Source organism: Bacillus sp. ISL-41 (assembly GCF_018613235.1).
In the GTDB taxonomy this organism is placed as follows: domain Bacteria; phylum Bacillota; class Bacilli; order Bacillales; family Cytobacillaceae; genus Mesobacillus.
The window spans coordinates 20,138-37,442 of record NZ_JAGGQP010000045.1 but is presented as its reverse complement, the minus strand read 5'-3'; the positions used below and the strand labels follow the sequence as shown (position 1 = coordinate 37,442).

Annotated in this window: 14 protein-coding genes and 1 pseudogene; 11 read left to right on the top strand and 4 right to left on the bottom strand. The window is 44.1% G+C overall.

What is annotated here, in order from left to right:
• Positions 1-239: 239 nt before the first annotated feature.
• The 7 genes and pseudogenes from pruA (at position 240) to J7I80_RS21120 (ending at position 8,176) form a co-directional block, all read left to right on the top strand.
• A complete protein-coding gene (gene pruA, locus J7I80_RS21150) occupies positions 240-1,787 on the top strand; it encodes an L-glutamate gamma-semialdehyde dehydrogenase (RefSeq protein ID WP_214741121.1) in 1,548 nt (515 codons plus the stop codon).
• A 115-nt stretch (positions 1,788-1,902) separates the two neighbouring features.
• Positions 1,903-2,607 carry a CPBP family intramembrane glutamic endopeptidase gene (locus J7I80_RS21145; RefSeq protein WP_214741119.1) on the top strand — a complete coding sequence of 235 codons (705 nt, stop codon included), beginning with the start codon at positions 1,903-1,905 and terminating at the stop codon, positions 2,605-2,607.
• 316 nt (positions 2,608-2,923) lie between these two features.
• Positions 2,924-3,394 (top strand): annotated as a pseudogene (locus tag J7I80_RS21140) (malate synthase A); the annotation flags it as partial.
• An 85-nt stretch (positions 3,395-3,479) separates the two neighbouring features.
• Positions 3,480-4,760 carry an isocitrate lyase gene (gene aceA / locus J7I80_RS21135; RefSeq protein ID WP_214741117.1) on the top strand — a complete coding sequence of 427 codons (1,281 nt, stop codon included), beginning with the start codon at positions 3,480-3,482 and terminating at the stop codon, positions 4,758-4,760.
• A gap of 963 nt (positions 4,761-5,723) precedes the next feature.
• Positions 5,724-6,170 (top strand): YueI family protein, encoded by a 447-nt coding sequence (locus tag J7I80_RS21130; protein ID WP_214741115.1) that lies wholly within the window; start codon positions 5,724-5,726, stop codon positions 6,168-6,170.
• A 160-nt stretch (positions 6,171-6,330) separates the two neighbouring features.
• Positions 6,331-7,596, top strand: coding sequence for an MFS transporter (locus tag J7I80_RS21125; protein ID WP_214741113.1), 1,266 nt, complete (start codon positions 6,331-6,333; stop codon positions 7,594-7,596).
• Positions 7,550-8,176, top strand: a complete 627-nt coding sequence (locus J7I80_RS21120) for a TetR/AcrR family transcriptional regulator (RefSeq protein ID WP_214741111.1) — start codon at positions 7,550-7,552, stop codon at positions 8,174-8,176. Before J7I80_RS21125 ends, J7I80_RS21120 begins: the two co-directional genes overlap by 47 nt.
• A 95-nt stretch (positions 8,177-8,271) precedes the next feature.
• Here the strand turns inward: J7I80_RS21120 and J7I80_RS21115 are convergent, their stop codons facing one another.
• On the bottom strand, positions 8,272-8,979 hold the full coding sequence (locus tag J7I80_RS21115; RefSeq protein ID WP_214741109.1) for a hypothetical protein: 708 nt from the start codon (positions 8,977-8,979) through the stop codon (positions 8,272-8,274).
• A gap of 205 nt (positions 8,980-9,184) precedes the next feature.
• On the opposite strand from J7I80_RS21115, the gene gatC reads away from it, so the two are divergent.
• From gatC to gatB, 3 genes are read left to right on the top strand one after another with little or no spacing between them, the layout of a single operon-like run.
• Positions 9,185-9,475: an Asp-tRNA(Asn)/Glu-tRNA(Gln) amidotransferase subunit GatC gene (gene gatC / locus J7I80_RS21110; RefSeq protein WP_214741107.1), complete on the top strand. Its 291-nt coding sequence runs from the start codon at positions 9,185-9,187 to the stop codon at positions 9,473-9,475.
• An 11-nt stretch (positions 9,476-9,486) separates the two neighbouring features.
• A complete protein-coding gene (gatA, locus tag J7I80_RS21105; protein ID WP_214741105.1) occupies positions 9,487-10,944 on the top strand; it encodes an Asp-tRNA(Asn)/Glu-tRNA(Gln) amidotransferase subunit GatA in 1,458 nt (485 codons plus the stop codon).
• Between the two features lie 13 nt (positions 10,945-10,957).
• Positions 10,958-12,385, top strand: coding sequence for an Asp-tRNA(Asn)/Glu-tRNA(Gln) amidotransferase subunit GatB (gene gatB / locus J7I80_RS21100; protein ID WP_214741102.1), 1,428 nt, complete (start codon positions 10,958-10,960; stop codon positions 12,383-12,385).
• Between the two features lie 104 nt (positions 12,386-12,489).
• Here gatB and J7I80_RS21095 read toward each other — a convergent pair whose 3' ends face one another.
• The 3 genes from J7I80_RS21095 to plsY form a co-directional block, all read right to left on the bottom strand.
• Positions 12,490-13,224 (bottom strand): hypothetical protein, encoded by a 735-nt coding sequence (locus J7I80_RS21095; RefSeq protein ID WP_214741100.1) that lies wholly within the window; start codon positions 13,222-13,224, stop codon positions 12,490-12,492.
• A 117-nt stretch (positions 13,225-13,341) separates the two neighbouring features.
• Positions 13,342-14,817: a sodium/proline symporter PutP gene (gene putP, locus J7I80_RS21090; protein ID WP_214741098.1), complete on the bottom strand. Its 1,476-nt coding sequence runs from the start codon at positions 14,815-14,817 to the stop codon at positions 13,342-13,344.
• Between the two features lie 194 nt (positions 14,818-15,011).
• Entirely contained in the window at positions 15,012-15,632 is a 621-nt protein-coding gene (gene plsY, locus J7I80_RS21085) for a glycerol-3-phosphate 1-O-acyltransferase PlsY (RefSeq protein ID WP_214741096.1), read from the bottom strand.
• A 611-nt stretch (positions 15,633-16,243) separates the two neighbouring features.
• Between plsY and J7I80_RS21080 the strand changes: the two genes are divergently transcribed.
• Positions 16,244-17,185, top strand: coding sequence for a diacylglycerol kinase (locus J7I80_RS21080; protein ID WP_214741086.1), 942 nt, complete (start codon positions 16,244-16,246; stop codon positions 17,183-17,185).
• Positions 17,186-17,305: the final 120 nt, after the last annotated feature.

Genomic DNA, 17,305 nt, shown 5'->3' with positions numbered 1-17,305 from the left:
AAGAATTAGGGGGTCGTAAAGCATTTTCAAATAATTCGACCACATTTTCAAATATTTCGACCACTTTCCCAAATATATCGACCAAGTCATAAAACAGCCCCTATTATAATATTGCCATAATAAATATTGTGAAAATTTGCAATCCAAGACTTGCTAGTACGTTGCCGTTGAACACTATGAGACTCTCATGATAGAATGGGAAAGGAATGAAAACGTTTTAATACATAGGAGGGGATTGAATGGTTCAGCCATACAAACACGAGCCTTTCACGAATTTTAAAGATGAAGTACACCGTGAAGGATACCTTACAGGATTAAAAACAGTAGAAGGCTATCTTGGCCAGGATTATGACTTGGTGATTGGCGGAGAGAGAATCTCGACTGAAGACAAGATTGTATCTTACAACCCATCCAATAAAGAAGAAGTTATTGGACGCGTATCAAAGGCAAACCGCGATCTAGCTGAAAAAGCAATGCAGGCTGCTGTCGAAGCGTTCAAGACTTGGAAAAAAGTGAAGCCTGAGACACGTGCCGATGTATTATTCAAGGCTGCTGCAATCATTCGCCGCCGCAAGCATGAATTCTCAGCGCTTTTAACAAAAGAAGCTGGTAAGCCATGGAACGAGGCAGATGCTGATACAGCAGAAGCAATCGACTTCCTGGAGTACTATGCTCGCCAAATGCTAAGAATCAAAGAGGGCGTGAAAGTAGAAAGCCGTCCAAATGAATATAACCGTTATGATTACATTCCTCTTGGAGTGGGAGTCATCATTTCTCCATGGAACTTCCCGTTGGCAATCATGGCTGGTACAACTGTAGCAGCGATCGTGACAGGAAATACAGTTCTTTTGAAGCCAGCTTCAACGACTCCAGTTGTTGCGGCTAAGTTCGTTGAAGTAATGGAAGAAGCAGGTCTGCCTGCGGGTGTCCTTAACTTCGTACCAGGAAGCGGAGCAGAAGTGGGCGACTACCTTGTTGACCACAAAGACACTCGCTTCATCAGCTTTACAGGTTCACGTGACGTAGGTCTGCGCATTAACGAGCGCGCATCCAAGCTGAACGAAGGCCAAATCTGGCTTAAGCGCGTAGTAGCTGAAATGGGCGGAAAAGACACAATGGTTGTCGACAAAGACGCTGATCTTGAATTGGCTGCTCAAGCGATTACTGCTTCAGCATTCGGCTTCTCTGGCCAGAAGTGCTCTGCATGTTCACGTGCAGTCATCGTTGAAGATGTTTATGATCAAGTTCTTAACCGTGTGGTTGAATTGACAAATGAGCTTAAGCTTGATGATCCAACTGATCAAAGCACTTTCATGGGTCCAGTTAATGACCAGGGTGCGTTTGACAAGATCATGAGCTACATCGAAATCGGCAAGCAGGAAGGCCGTTTGATGACTGGCGGCGAAGGAGACAGCTCTAAAGGCTACTTCATCAAGCCAACCGTATTTGCTGATTTGGATCCAAAAGCTCGCATCATGCAGGAAGAAATCTTTGGACCAGTTGTGGCATTCGCAAAAGCGAAGGATTTCGACCATGCGCTTGAAATCGCGAACAACACTGAATATGGCCTGACTGGAGCGGTTATCACGCGCAACCGTGAAAACATCCAGAAGGCACGTGAAGATTTCCATGTTGGAAACCTTTACTTCAACCGCGGCTGCACAGGCGCAATCGTAGGTTACCAGCCATTCGGCGGCTTCAACATGTCAGGAACAGATTCAAAAGCTGGCGGACCAGACTATCTGCTTCTGCACATGCAAGCTAAGACTACTTCTGAAATGTACTAATACAGAATTGGAATCCCCTTCTCACTTGAGAGGGGGATTTTTTCGGTTTAAGGGAATGTACAAGCATGTACTTTGATATAATTAGGTAAAATTACCCTGGAATGGAGTTGATGCATTGCTTGGAATATTGGTACAGCTCATAATATCGTGGGTTTTACTTCGAGTTTTTTACAGGGAAAACCTTGGTGCATTAGGAATCACACCCACAAAATCAAGAATATCCCAGCTTGCTCTTGGATTCATTTTTACCGCATTACTTTGTACAGTAATACAATTGGTCGATTCTGCTCTAACAAATACGGACTGGAAACTGAATGAAAATCTATCTGTCCTTGGCACATTAAACTTCTTATGGTGGAATGTTACGTCAGTTGTCTTTGAAGAATTGATTTTTAGAGGAGCATTGCTCTATATCGTTATCCGTAAATGGGGAGCGAGGACAGGAATTATATTATCCGCGATTGTCTTTGGCATCTACCACTGGTTTTCTTTTGGAGTAGTTGGAAATATTGTTTTAATGCTTGTTGTGTTCCTGATGACGTCGATCTCTGGATTAGTTTGGGCATATGCTTTTGAAAAATCAAAATCGATGATGCTCCCAATTGGTCTGCACTTAGGATGGAACTTTGTTTTTAACTCTGTTTTTTCAAAAGGCCCCTTGGGCGATCAAATCCTGATCCCACAAGTAGACAAAGCACACTACCTCACAGATACACTATCCTTCTTCATACAATTCCTGCTGCCTAATTTGGTTGTACCCGCTCTTACATTCCTCTTTGTAAAATTCATACTGAAAAAGAATGCGAAAAAACCCCTGTGATCAGGGGTTTCTTTGTGTTTTCTGCCATTTCCAAGCTTTAATTGCGCGATAAGGATTGGGAATTGCACAGTTCCGCTTTTAATTGCACCGAAAAGAGGAGGAATTACACGTTCTGACTACATAATTGCATGCTTCAAAAGCATAATTGCACCGTTTACTTCTTTATGGAATAAAGGACTATAGCCCCATTTTAAAAATTTTTCAGAAAAATTTAACAAAATAGTTGCAATCTAAAATCTCTGTTATATAATACATATTAGAGTTATTGGTACTGTACTATAACAAAGGAGGAGGGATGAAGACAGTCGATGTCGACAATCTTAGGGACGCCGTTAACAAAATGATCACTTTTGAAAATGCAAATGGCAAAAAGTATCAACTGAATGAAAAAACAGCTGTTTTAATGGTTCTCCCAAGAGGCTGGCACCTAGAAGAAAAACATGTATTGCTCGATTGGAACCTAATTTCAGGCAGCTTATTCGATTTCGCGATGCACTTTTTCCATAATGCGAAAAAGCTGGTGCAGCAGGCACAGGCCCATACTTCTACCTTCCTAAGATGGAGAGCCACCTTGAAGCGCGCCTTTGGAACGATGTGTTCGTTTATGCACAGAATCATCTTGGTATTCCACAGGGAACGATTAAAGCAACTGTTTGATTGAAACAATCCTGGCTTCATTCGAAATGAATGAGATTCTACATGAATGAAAGAGCAGTCCGCTGGCTTGAACTGCGGCCGTTGGGATTATATTTTCAGCTATCTGAAAAAACTTCATTCACAGAATGATGAGTTTGTTGAATTTATAACATTGCCTAGCTATCAGGCTTTAGTTTAATAGATTGATAAATTACAAACATTAGGAGGAATAAAAAATGACTCAAGATCGTGTAAAGCAATTGCGGGAAAGCTGGGAAATGGATAGCAGATGGACTGGAGTGGAAAGAACTTATAGTGCGGAGGATGTCATCAAGCTTCGCGGTTCGATTGATATTGAACATACACTGGCTCGGCGCGGTGCGGAAAAGCTGTGGAAGCTTGTTCATGAAGAGGATTTCGTTAATGCACTTGGAGCTTTAACTGGCAACCAGGCTGTCCAGCAGGTAAAAGCTGGCCTTAAGGCAATCTACTTGAGCGGCTGGCAGGTTGCAGCGGATGCTAACCTATCCGGAAACATGTATCCTGACCAGAGCTTGTACCCGGCGAACAGCGTACCAGCAGTTGTTAAGCGCATCAACCAGGCGCTGCAGCGTGCTGACCAGATCACTCATGGAGAGGGAGACGATTCCATCGACTGGTTCGCACCAATCGTAGCGGATGCTGAAGCAGGATTTGGCGGCCAGCTGAATGTTTTCGAATTGATGAAGGGCATGATCGAAGCTGGCGCAGCTGGCGTTCACTTTGAGGATCAGCTTTCTTCGGAAAAGAAATGCGGACACCTTGGCGGAAAGGTACTGCTTCCTACACAGACAGCAGTCCGCAACCTGATTGCCGCCCGACTTGCAGCTGATGTAATGGGAACACCAACTTTAATTGTAGCCCGTACTGATGCGAATGCGGCAGATTTGATTACAAGCGATGTGGATCCATATGATGCTCCGTTCATCACTGGTGATAGGACGCCGGAAGGTTTCTTCCGTGTGAAGGCTGGTCTTGACCAGGCGATCGCGCGCGGTTTGGCTTATGCTCCATATGCTGATCTTGTTTGGTGTGAAACATCTGAGCCAGATCTGGATGAAGCCCGCCGTTTTGCTGAAGCGATCCATGCAAAGTATCCTGGCAAGCTGCTTGCTTACAACTGCTCACCATCATTCAACTGGAAAAAGAAGCTGGATGACGAAACAATCGCGAAATTCCAGATTGAGCTTGGCAAGATGGGTTACAAGTTCCAGTTCGTTACACTTGCTGGCTTCCACGCCTTGAACCACAGCATGTTCGAGCTGGCTCGCGGCTACAAAGAGCGCGGAATGGCTGCATACTCTGAGCTGCAGCAGGCTGAGTTCGACAGCGAGCAGTACGGCTACACAGCAACAAGGCACCAGCGCGAAGTCGGAACAGGCTACTTCGATGATGTATCAATGGTCATTTCTGGAGGAACATCCTCAACGACTGCGTTAAAAGGATCTACCGAAGAAGCACAGTTTACTACTTCCTGATCACGGGTTTTCTCTTCGCCTGAGCCCTCCAACTCAGGCAGAGATTTACCATAACTGTTTTTGATTTTTAACCTTGCATTCTCCTATTTGTGTCCTTCTCTTCGGTATGAAGAGGAGGTTTTTTTTGCTCAAAATAGGTTAACCTTAAACTAGCACAGACTTTTGGGCGGGAACATACATATAAGGGTGAATAATACACATAAATTCTAAAGGATAGAAACGTGTATGGATATGATGAAGAATTAGGATGTACCCGAAAAGGGCTGGATCCAGTACTTCGGTAACAAGCAAGACCAACATGTGCCCGAAAAAGGAGAGACCCGGGGATTTCGGTAACAAGCTAGACCAACATGTGCCCGAAAAAGGAGAGACCCGGGGATTTCGGTAACAAGCAAGACCAACATGTGCCCGAAAAAGGGGAGAACCGAGAATTTCGGTAACAAGTAAGACCAACATGTGCCCGAAAAAGGAGAGACCCGGGGATTTCGGTAACAAGCAAGACCAACATGTGCCCGAAAAAGGAGAGAACCGAGAATTTCGGTAACAAGTAAGACCAACATGTGCCCGAAAAAGGAGAAAACCGGGGATTTCGGTAACAAGTAAGACCAACATGTGACCGAAAAAGGAGAAAACCGGGGATTTCGGTAACAAGTAAGGCGAACATGTGCCCGAAAAAGGAGAGAACCGAGAATTTCGGTAACAAGCAAGACCAACATGTGACCGAAAAAGGAGAGACCCGGGGATTTCGGTAACAAGTAAGGCGAACATGTGCCCGAAAAAGGAGAAAACCGAGAATTTCGGTAACAAGTAAGGCTATAATGTGCCCGAAAAAGAAAGTAACAAGTCCGCGGCATAAGAAAACTAAATGAATTGTATTTCATCAGGACATAAGCGACTGCCTGGGTTAAGATAAAAATGTATTTAGAGACTGCGGAAACAAGTATATGTGAGGGGGTGACGATTATGGGCAACAATAAAGTGGATGATTACTTACAGCAGGGAATCCATGGTGCTAAACAGACGAAACCTGATGAGAGAAGAAGGTTCCTCACAACAATTAGAGAGCGGGTGGTCATTGCGCTTACTCAGGGCGAGGTCATGAGGAAGGGTGTTGAATCAGAAGTTGAGCAGCTGATGGATGAAAATCGTGAAGCGCACCTCTTTTTAAATGGCAATATATCATATTCTTATTTATCTGAGTACATTAAAGCGGCTGAAAAACGGGGCATTGAGTTCACGATCGTGACTAATAAGGATTACGATTCGGAGCTAGGACTCGTATTAGCACACGACCATGCCATTGATAAAGAGGAGATTTATCTTGGTAAAAAGAAACCGGTGTTCCAACCAGAGGAACCTAAGAAGAAAAAGGGATTCTTATCTGGGATTGGTAAGTTTTTTAGGAAATAGAGCTGCCTTAAGGTTGGCTCTTTTTTTTTGCCATTTTTTCAACGAAAACATTTAATAAAATCCAGAAGTTTACAAAAAAAAGGTTGAAAAACGACAACAGTGTCGTTATAATAAAATTAATAAAACGACATATGTGTCGTTTTAATTTGGAGGGATGAACATGGGCGGTCTTTTAAAGAACAAGGGGTTTATGACCTTAATGCTTGCGCAGTTAATATCAAGTATTGGTGACTGGTTAAGTATTGTGGCAATCATCACGATGGTTGGATTGAAGTGGGAGGCTTCTCCAATGGAGGTTTCCTTTATCATTTTATGTTTGGCTGTTCCGATGGCATTGCTGGGACCGTTCACCGGAACGATTGCTGACAGGATGAACAGAAAGGCGATCATGATCTTGTCAGACGTAGTCAGAGCGGGTCTAATTCTGATTCTGGCATTTGCTGACTCCTTATGGACTGTCTATATTTGCTTGTTCATAGTCGGAATGCTCTCGGCTATATTTGTCCCGGCAAAGAATGGTAAGCTTAAAGAACTAATTGATCAAGAAAATATGAAAAGTGCCATGTCCATCACCTCGATGATTGACTCAGGGACGAAGGTGCTTGGACCATTGTTGAGCGGACTGTTGGTCTCGGCTTTTGGAACACAGCTGGTGTTTTTTATCGATTCCGGTACCTTTGTTATTTCAGCGCTTTTGCTGCTTGCTTTGCCAAAGACAGCCGCAGTTATAAAGAGCGGTTCAGATCAACCAAAGGAAGCTTCGTTTAAGGAAGATTTCCTCGAAGGAATCAGGTTTATCAAAGGCAGTCGTTACTTAGTTGTTGGTATGATTGTTTTGGGGGTAAGCCTCCTGATCTTACAATTGTCTGACTCTCAAATTATTGTTTTATTGAGGGAACTATCGAATGCCTCTCCTGATTTGTTTGGTTATATTGTTACGGCATCAGGTGTTGGGATGTTTTTTACAGGATTACTGTTGGCTAAAAAAACAGATTACAATGCGCTGATGCTATTGTTCATTGGGGTTTGCGGGATTGGGATTAGTTTTAGTATGCTGGCTTTATTGACCCAATTGGATTTAGCACTGCCGGTGTTATGGGGGCCAGCTCTGGGATTGACGGCTGGATTTTCAGCAGGGTTGGTGTTCATCCCTTTTCAGGCAGCAGTCCAAACCGAAACGCCTGTTCACATGACAGGCAGGGTTTTCGGGGTGTTGAACAGCGTAACCACCACGGCCACAATCATTGGGCCATTGGCTGGCGGATTGCTTGCCACTGTCCTGGGAGTCATCCCCACATTTGTGATAACTGGATTATTGTTGGTTGCGGTCTCGATTGTTGGTCTGGTTTTTAAGAGTAAAATAGAACGGGGGAGAGCAAATGTCTCCGAAAGTCAGTCAGGAACACATGGAGCAGCGTCGAGCTGAAATTTTGAAGGCGGCAGAGAATGTATTCATTGAATATGGATATGAGCGGGCCACGATGAAGCATATAATGGACGCTGCGAATGTCAGCAGAGGCGGGTTGTATCAATATTTTTCAAATAAAGAAGCAGTATTCGAAACGATTCTGGAAGAAGGATTATCGATAGAAATGGATGAGACATTGGAGATGTTGAAGGAAAATGCAACATCTTATTGGGATATGCTCATGAAAACTATCTTTGGTGAGGACGGGGAACCTGATGATGAAATGGACCCTTTGGCGCCGGCAAAACTTGAATTTTTTATAATCGGAAGAAATGATGAACATAGAAGAGAATACGGATCAGTTCGATACAATAATGGCTTGAAATTATATGCGCATATTATTGAACATGGACAAAGATGCGGGGAATTCAGCACTAGATTTGATCATGAAATCATTGCCCGGTCGATCATTGCCTTCATCGACGGTTTAGCGGTAGAGGACGCGATGTTATCGAAGGAAGATTTGAGGATTAAAGAGCAATCGATACTGTTTGTGGAATATTTAAAAATGGCGCTGGAAATCAGTGATCAGTTGTAATGAACAAAAAAAAGAGATTCAAGTAATTTTTCTTTCAGGGTTCGTAAACGGGAAGGGGATGGATAAAGAATCCATCCCTTTTTTAAAAACAGATTTTAAATGAGAATGAACAATAATGTTGAGGCAGCAACTCCTAAAATGAACGGAAGCAGCTTGCTTTTGCGTTCTTTAGGCAGTTCTTCTTTAATGGTGTTCAATAAGATGCCTCCAGCCAGCCAGCTGAACCACAGGGCGAAAATGAAGGTAGGAAGTGTGACGAGGTAGCCGAGCAGCCATCCTCCCACCACAGATACAGCCAGGATCAGTGAACCCCATGGGTCATATCGCTTTTTATGGTCGATCCGGAGTCCGACATCATTGACCATGAGGTGTAAGATAAAAACGGCTGTGAAAATTATTAAAGCTTTAGGTTCCTGTTTCAAGCCTTTAATCAGGTAATAGCCAATGAATGAATTATAGAGGACAAAGGCTCCTATATGAAAAACAAAGACAGAAGAATTGGGCCTGTTCTGTTCAGATTCTTTTACAAAATGATTGATGGAATAAAAAGCGATGAAGCCAATTGTCGCGATCAGGTACAAACTGTATTCTTCATAATGTTTGGGTATGTGTATCAGCTTATTGAACTCCTTCTGCACCTTCTGGAATTCAGGCAGCAGATGCACGGTCACATAGGCAACGGACGCACCGCCGGCGAAGCTGAGTATGGGTTTACGCGGCTGTTCCATTAATTTGGAGTAGTATTTCACAGATAGATGAACTCCTGCTAACAGGATCACCAGGAAAAAAGTCAAAATAGCCAAGTTTTTTTACACCTCCTTAGGCTATTCCTTCCCGCTGTCTATCAACCACAAACTAATTTAATGACGAAAATGTCCTATATGTCTGCGATCAACCTCTGCTTCTGATAAAATAGTACAAACAGCAAGACTTGTATTGCTTTAACGTGGAAAACTTTGCTATGATCATTATTATTATTGTCAGAGAATTTAAGATGGAGGTGCTTTTATGTCAAGGATTTCTGAGGAACAGGTGAAGCATGTCGCGCACCTGGCGAGACTGGCTATTACGGAAAATGAAGCGAAAATGCTGACGGACCAGCTGGATAAAATCATTACATATGCTGAGCAGCTGAATGAGCTGAATACGGATAATGTGGAGCCAACTTCACATGTGCTTGAAATAAAGAATGTCATGCGGGAAGATCGTGCAAAAGAGGGCCTTCCGCGCGAGGAAGTATTAAAGAATGCGCCTGAACATCAGGATGGGCAGATTAAAGTACCTGGAATTATGGAGTAGGAGGACCGGCGATGAGTTTATTCGAACATAAGATTTCGGAGCTTCATGAGTTTTTACACAAAAGAGAGCTAAGCGTTTCCGACCTGGTCGACGAATCGTACAAGCGGATTGGCGAGGTCGAAGGCAAGGTCCAGGCGTTTTTAACATTGGATGAAGAAAATGCTAGGGCAGCAGCTAAGGCATTGGATGAAAAGACAGCGAAAAGTGCACCAGCCAATAAATTATACGGACTGCCAATCGGCATCAAGGATAATATCGTTACCAAGGGCCTGCGCACGACGGCAGCCAGCAAGATTCTCGAAAACTTTGATCCTATTTATGATGCGACGGTCATCCAGAAGCTGAAACAGGCAGAAACGGTGACAATCGGCAAGCTGAACATGGACGAGTTTGCAATGGGATCTTCCAACGAAAATTCCGGCTTCAAGAAGACATTCAATCCTTGGAACCTTGATCGTGTACCTGGTGGTTCTTCAGGCGGTTCGGCTGCATCTGTGGCTGCCGGAGAAGTGCTGTTCTCTTTAGGTTCCGATACAGGTGGATCGATTCGCCAGCCGGCATCATTCTGTGGAGTGGTCGGCATGAAGCCAACTTATGGACTTGTTTCACGCTTCGGATTGATCGCATTCGCGTCTTCTTTGGACCAGATTGGACCAATTACTCGGAATGTAGAAGACAATGCTTTTCTGTTAAAAGCGATCGCGGGGCATGATGAAATGGATTCTACATCCGCAAATGTTAATATCCCTGACTATATCGCTTCATTGACTGGTGATATAAAAGGCTTACGAATCGCTGTGCCGAAGGAATACCTCGGTGAGGGCGTGAACGAAGAAGTCCGAAAATCAGTAATGGACGCACTTGTCATCCTCGAGCGCCTGGGTGCGACTTGGGAAGAGGTGTCCTTGCCGCACTCGAAGTATGCTTTGGCTACATACTATCTATTATCTTCATCAGAAGCGTCCGCAAACCTGGCACGCTTTGATGGCGTGCGTTATGGATACAGAACGCCGAACGCCGAAAACTTGCTCGATATGTATAAAATGACCCGCGAAGAAGGCTTCGGCGAGGAAGTAAAGCGCCGGATCATGCTTGGAACATTTGCGCTGAGTGCAGGCTATTATGATGCTCACTATAAAAAAGCACAGAAGGTCCGCACGCTGATCAAGCAGGACTTTGAAAAAGTGTTTGAACAGTACGATGTCATCATCGGACCGACAGCGCCAACACCGGCATTCAAGCTTGGCGAAAACACAAGAGACCCACTGACGATGTACGCCAATGATATTTTGACGATTCCTGTCAACCTTGCAGGGGTGCCAGCCATCTCGGTTCCGTGCGGCTTTGACAAAGGACTGCCGCTTGGTCTGCAAATCATCGGACGTCATTTTGATGAAAGCACTGTATATAATGTTGCTCACGCATTCGAGCAGGCAACAGATTTCCATAAACAACAACCTGAGCTGTAAAGGGGTGAAAATGATGAAGTTTGAAACGGTAATTGGCCTTGAGGTCCATGTTGAATTAAAAACAGAATCGAAAATCTTTTCGGCGAGCCCGAACCATTTTGGTGCCGAGCCGAATACGAATACAAGCGTGATTGATCTGGGTTACCCTGGTGTATTGCCTGTGGTGAATAAAAAAGCGGTTGAGTACGCGATGAAAGCTGCTATGGCTTTAAACTGCGATATCGCAGAGCATACGAAATTTGACCGCAAGAACTATTTTTACCCGGACAATCCGAAAGCCTACCAGATTTCCCAATTCGACAAGCCGATCGGCGAGAACGGCTGGATTGAGATCGAAGTGAATGGCTATAAAAAGAAAATCGGCATCACGCGCATCCATATGGAAGAAGATGCCGGCAAGCTGACCCACGGCAATGGATACTCGCTGGTAGACTACAACCGCCAAGGAACGCCGCTCGTTGAGATCGTATCGGAACCCGATATACGCACGCCGGATGAGGCATATGCCTATCTGGAAAAGTTAAAGTCAATCATCCAATATACGGGCGTATCGGATTGCAAAATGGAAGAGGGCTCACTTCGATGTGATGCGAACATATCCATCAGGCCGGTTGGCCAGAAGGAATTTGGCACAAAAACCGAGCTGAAAAACCTGAACTCTTTCAACTTCGTGCGCAGAGGTCTTGAGTACGAGGAAAAGCGACAGGAAGAGGAAATCCTCGCTGGCCGTGAAATCCAGCAGGAAACACGCCGCTACGATGAAGCGACCAACACTACTCTTCTTATGCGTGTAAAAGAAGGTTCAGATGATTATCGTTATTTCCCTGAACCGGATCTTCCTGATCTTTATATCGATGAAGAGTGGAAAGCAAGAATCCGTGCGGAAATCCCTGAACTTCCAGACGAGCGCAAGAAGCGATATGTTGAGGAGATGGGGCTGCCAGCTTATGATGCAGAGGTATTGACCGTATCGAAAGAGATGGCTGACTTCTTTGAATCTGTCGTTAAAGCGGAGGCAGATCCGAAGCAGGCTTCCAACTGGCTGATGGGTGAGTTCTCTGCATACCTGAAAGCTGAATCGAAAGAGCTGCATGAAACCTCCCTGACTCCAGAAGGACTTGCCGGATTGATCACACTGATCGAGAACGGCACGATCTCTTCTAAGATTGCGAAGCAAGTCTTCAAGGAATTGGTTGAAAAGGGCGGCGATCCGGAGAAAATCGTTAAGGAGAAAGGACTTGTCCAAATCTCCGACGAAGGTGAATTGCTTAAAATCATCACCGGCATTATCGACGCTAACCCGCAATCCGTTGAGGACTTCAAAGGCGGTAAGGACAAGGCGAAAGGCTTCCTTGTCGGCCAGATCATGAAAGCAACCAAAGGCCAGGCGAATCCGCCATTAGTCAACAAGTTGCTAGTCGAGGAATTGAATAAGAGATAATAGCGAAAGCTGGCGAACCAATCGCCAGCTTTTTTGTCGATATTTCCCGGGAAAGAGGGCGTAGAATCGATATTTATATTATTTAGTAACCTGAGCCATGGATATCAATCCAGACCATCATCCATTACACGGTCGATCAACTTGTCCTTATCTTCGACGGATTGCTGATGAAACTCACTATTAAATATCATATAGACGGGAGTTATATTGGTTAACAGCTCTGGATATCTCTTCTTAAGTCCTTCTAAATCATCTGATATTTGGAAGGAATCGAGTTTTTCCTTAACTTCGGATGGAATGTCATACTTTTCTGACTCTCCACGTGGAACAATCGCCAGTACAGATAGTTTCTCAGGATCCTTTGAGAGGAAATCATAGAAAAGTGGCAGGTCCTCTATATCCGTTTTAATATAATATGTGCTGTAACCTCTTTTCCATTGTGCCTTTATTTGAAAATAAATTCTCTCTTGGGTGAGGCTTTTAGGAATTGGCAGGGTTTTTTCTTTAGCTTTTTGCTTTTCCATGCCAGGGGCTGCGTTAACCTGGCTGATTGTAATAGATTCAGGCTCTACTTCTGGAGGAAATGAGACTTCTAGTGTTTCTCTTTCCTTCACCCTGGATGGATTCATGCCAGCCATGGCTTTGAGTGGATCCAATTTCTCCGTTTTGGTGCCATGCCAATCATATTGGCCGAGAATTTGTGCAATCTCCTGTCCATTCACCGTGATGCTTGGTACAGGCGGCTTTTCCTCTTTATATAATTTATAGCGGTCCATGGCAATCAATACGGTCAAAAGCAATATGGTTGATGTTCCATAGAATAGCAGATTTCTTTTCATCATTTTCTCCTCATGCTTAAGTGGTCACTATATAATTCTATTAAGAATATGTAATTTCCTGTAAGATTTTATCGAATATAAAAATACCACAGAGAAAGGATCTCTGTGGCATCGAGTTTAGGATTTTAAGTTCTCAACACTCATATCGAATTCTTTTTCAATCTCAGGGTTTGGTTTATAAGTGACCAAGCTGACAACAATAGAAATAATCAGGTTGATAATGAAACCCGGAACGATTTCGTACATGACGTCGCTCAAGCCAAAATTGCTCCAGATGACGACGGTAGCGGCACCGGCGATCATACCGAGAATCGCACCCCAGTTGGTCATCTTCTTCCAGTATAGGCTTAGGATGATGATTGGTCCGAACGCTGCGCCGAAGCCAGCCCATGCGTACGCAACCAGGCCAAGGATCGTGTCGTTCTGCACCCAGGCAAGTGATGCAGCGATAATGGCTACTAAGAGTACTGCTAAACGTCCAAAAAATACGTATTGCTTATCAGTTTTTTCTTTTTTGAATAAGATTTTATACAAGTCCTCAGTCAGTGCGCTGGATGTAACGATCAGCTGGGATGAGATTGTGCTCATGATTGCAGCAAGTACGGCTGCAAGCATAAGGCCGGCGAACAATGGATGGAAGAAAAGTTGCCCGAGTACGATGAAGACTGCCTCAGGGTTATCCAGCTTCACATCTGGATTCTGTGTAAAATAAGCAAGACCGATCAAAGCTGTCAGCATTGCCCCAATCAAGGAGAAGATCATCCAGCCCATGCCGATTCTTCTCGCACTCTTTGTTTCTTTTATTGAGGTGATGGCCATGAAGCGGGTGATGATATGAGGCTGGCCGAAGTAGCCAAGACCCCATGCTGCAGTTGATATGATGCCGAGCACAGTCGTACCTTTGAACAAATCAAGCAGTGCTGGATCAATCGAACGAATGGTATCGAATGTTTCTGCAGGTCCCCCTGTTTTTGAGAAACCGATAATCGGCACGAGCAGCAGGGCGAGAAGCATCATCATTCCCTGGATAAAATCTGTATAGCATACTGCCAGAAAGCCGCCGAATAATGTGTAGGCAACGACGACTGCGGAAACCAGCAACAAGCCGGTATGGTAGTCAAGGCCGAATGAATTCTCGAAGAAAACAGCTCCGGCGACCATTCCGGAGGAAACGTAGAAAGTAAAAAATAGAAGAATAACAATTCCGGATATAATTCTTAAAAGCTTTGTATCATCTTTAAAACGGTTTTCCAGGAAGCTTGGAATCGTGATGGAGTCATTCGCCACATGGGTGTATGAGCGAAGTCGAGGTGCTACATAAAGCCAGTTAAGATACGCGCCGACGGTCAATCCAATGGCAATCCATGCATTCGCTAAACCGCTTACATAAATTCCCCCAGGAAGACCCATCAAAAGCCATCCGCTCATGTCAGCCGCACCGGCGCTGAGCGCTGTGACTGCCGGACCGAGCGATCTGCCGCCAAGCATGTAGTCAGTCAGATTGCTTGTCTTTTTGTAGGAATACCAGCCGATATATAGCATCGCGGCCATGTAGATCCCAATGGCAATGATTTGATACATTTCATTGGACATAATCTTTCCCCCTTTGTTATTGTGAAAAATTATTAAAAAAATATTGCTAATACAAATAATATTCTATCATTTCACATAAATGATTAACAATCTATTTTTTCTCCAAAAATACTATTCTTTAAATAGTAATTTATTTTTCTAATATATCTATAGTGTAAAAGAATAACCATGGCCCGAAAGCCATGGCTAAAAGTTTACATCTTAAGATCTTTTGGAGGAAGGCGGTCACCCTTCACTTTTTTGTCAGTGATTTTCGGCTCCTTGCCGCTAAAAAAGTTCTGCAGATTCGAACGATGGAGGAAAATCAAAAATATAATAAAAGCAGTAAAGATGAGTGGCTCATGAATTTCCGGAGAGAAAAATGAATAAACAAGCATTGCGATTCCGACCGAAATTGAACCCATGAACACATATTTGGTCAGAAAAATGACTGCAAAAAACGTCACATACACAGCCAGGAACATTCCGATATCAACAATCAGCAGTGCGCCCGCAGTCGTTGCGATCGCCTTGCCCCCGCGGAAACCGGCAAAAATCGGGAAGCAGTGCCCAATGACGGCAATCAAGCCGGCATACAGCGGTTCAACAGGAGAATTGAAGATCAGCGGGAGCGAAGCTGCCAGAATCCCCTTTGCGACATCCACAAGCAGCACGATAATCGCCGCCCGCTTGCCCATGACCCGCAAAGTATTCGTCGCACCAGGGTTTTTGCTGCCATGATCCCTGATATCAACATGGAAAAAATATTTGCCAATCAATAAAGCAGTAGGAATGGAACCAACCAAATATGCTGCCAAAAGACAAATCCAAGTCATATAGCGTCACCCTTTTAATCTAGTTAAATAATTTTATTCTGAAATAGTCCCGGTCAGAAGGTTTTTATTACCGTGCCAAAAGTATTTTGATACTAAAACTGGTGTTGTGCAGGCAGATAACCTTCGGGAACTTTTATACCGTTTTTAACGTCTGTAATATCAAATAGCACAATTTATTCTTTTTATTGGAACACTTACAAGTGTGAGGATGTCAAAACAAGCATGGAAATTGAGTCGAGTAATGTTCAAGTCCAATTGAGCAAATCAATAGTGCTGTCCGCATCGAAGCTTGTACTTTTGCCAAGATTGTAAATTGAGTAATAAGGTCGAATGGGCTATATTTTTGCACCCCTAAATCACGGGTGGGGGTTTCCAATTTATGTAACCACCCTCTTTGTATTGTAAAAAAGAAAGAGGATGAATGGAAGAGTTTTTCGAAAAATACGATAGTTAACACTTTGAATAAATAGTGGATTCTTTTTGGCAAATGGACAGAAATTAGTTTATGATATATCCGGTACCATCGATATTCGGGTAATTGCCTGGATAGTCGTAATGGGCTATGATGTAAAAGAATGGAATATAAAACCATATTAAGTAGGATGATGGGTATGAAAAGAGCAAGAATCATTTATAATCCGACTTCAGGTCGTGAAGTTTTTAAAAAGCATCTTGCAGAGGTCTTGGTGAAGCTGGAGAATGCCGGCTATGAGGCATCATGCCATGCAACAACAGGTGAGGGGGACGCGACGCAGGCAGCAAGGATTGCGGTCGAGCGGTGCTATGACCTGGTGATTGCGGCTGGCGGAGATGGCACGATCAATGAGGTAGTCAATGGGATAGCTGAACAGGAATACCGCCCGAAAATCGGTGTCATTCCGGTCGGCACAACAAATGACTTTGCACGCGCGCTCCATATCCCAAGGGATATTGATGCTGCGGTCGACATCATTGTTAAAGGCGAAACGATCCCGGTCGACGTAGGCCGGATCAATGATAAATATTTCATAAATATCGCAGGCGGCGGCAGATTGACGGAGCTGACATATGAAGTGCCAAGCAAGCTCAAGACCATGCTGGGCCAGCTCGCTTATTATCTAAAAGGAATCGAGATGCTGCCATCCATTCGTGCTTCTGAAGTAACGATTGAGTATGATGGGAAGCTTTACGAAGGCGAAGTCATGATGTTCCTTGTCGGGCTTACTAATTCCGTCGGCGGCTTTGAACGCCTGGCTCCAAACTCGTCAATTAATGATGGATTGTTTTCTTTATTGATTTTAAAGAAGACTAACCTGGCTGATTTTATTAGAATTGCCTCACTTGCTGTCCGCGGTGAGCACATTAATGACCCAGGCGTGATTTACACACAGGCAAACCGCATCAAGGTGCAATCCAAGGAAACTGTCCAATTGAACCTTGACGGTGAATACGGCGGCAATCTGCCAGCTGAATTTGAAAACCTGTTCAGGCACATCCAAGTCTATGTGCCGCTGGATGAAATCCGTCCAGAAGACCGGCCGGAAAATCTGGACTTGAATTTTAAAGCAGAATGATCAGAAACCACTCCCGGGTTTGGAGTGGTTTTTCTGTGCGCTGAGATAGGGTATAGGAGGATAACTGCAACGAGAATAGCGTATTTCCTATTACTTTGGAAAAAACAAGTGGATAGGCTG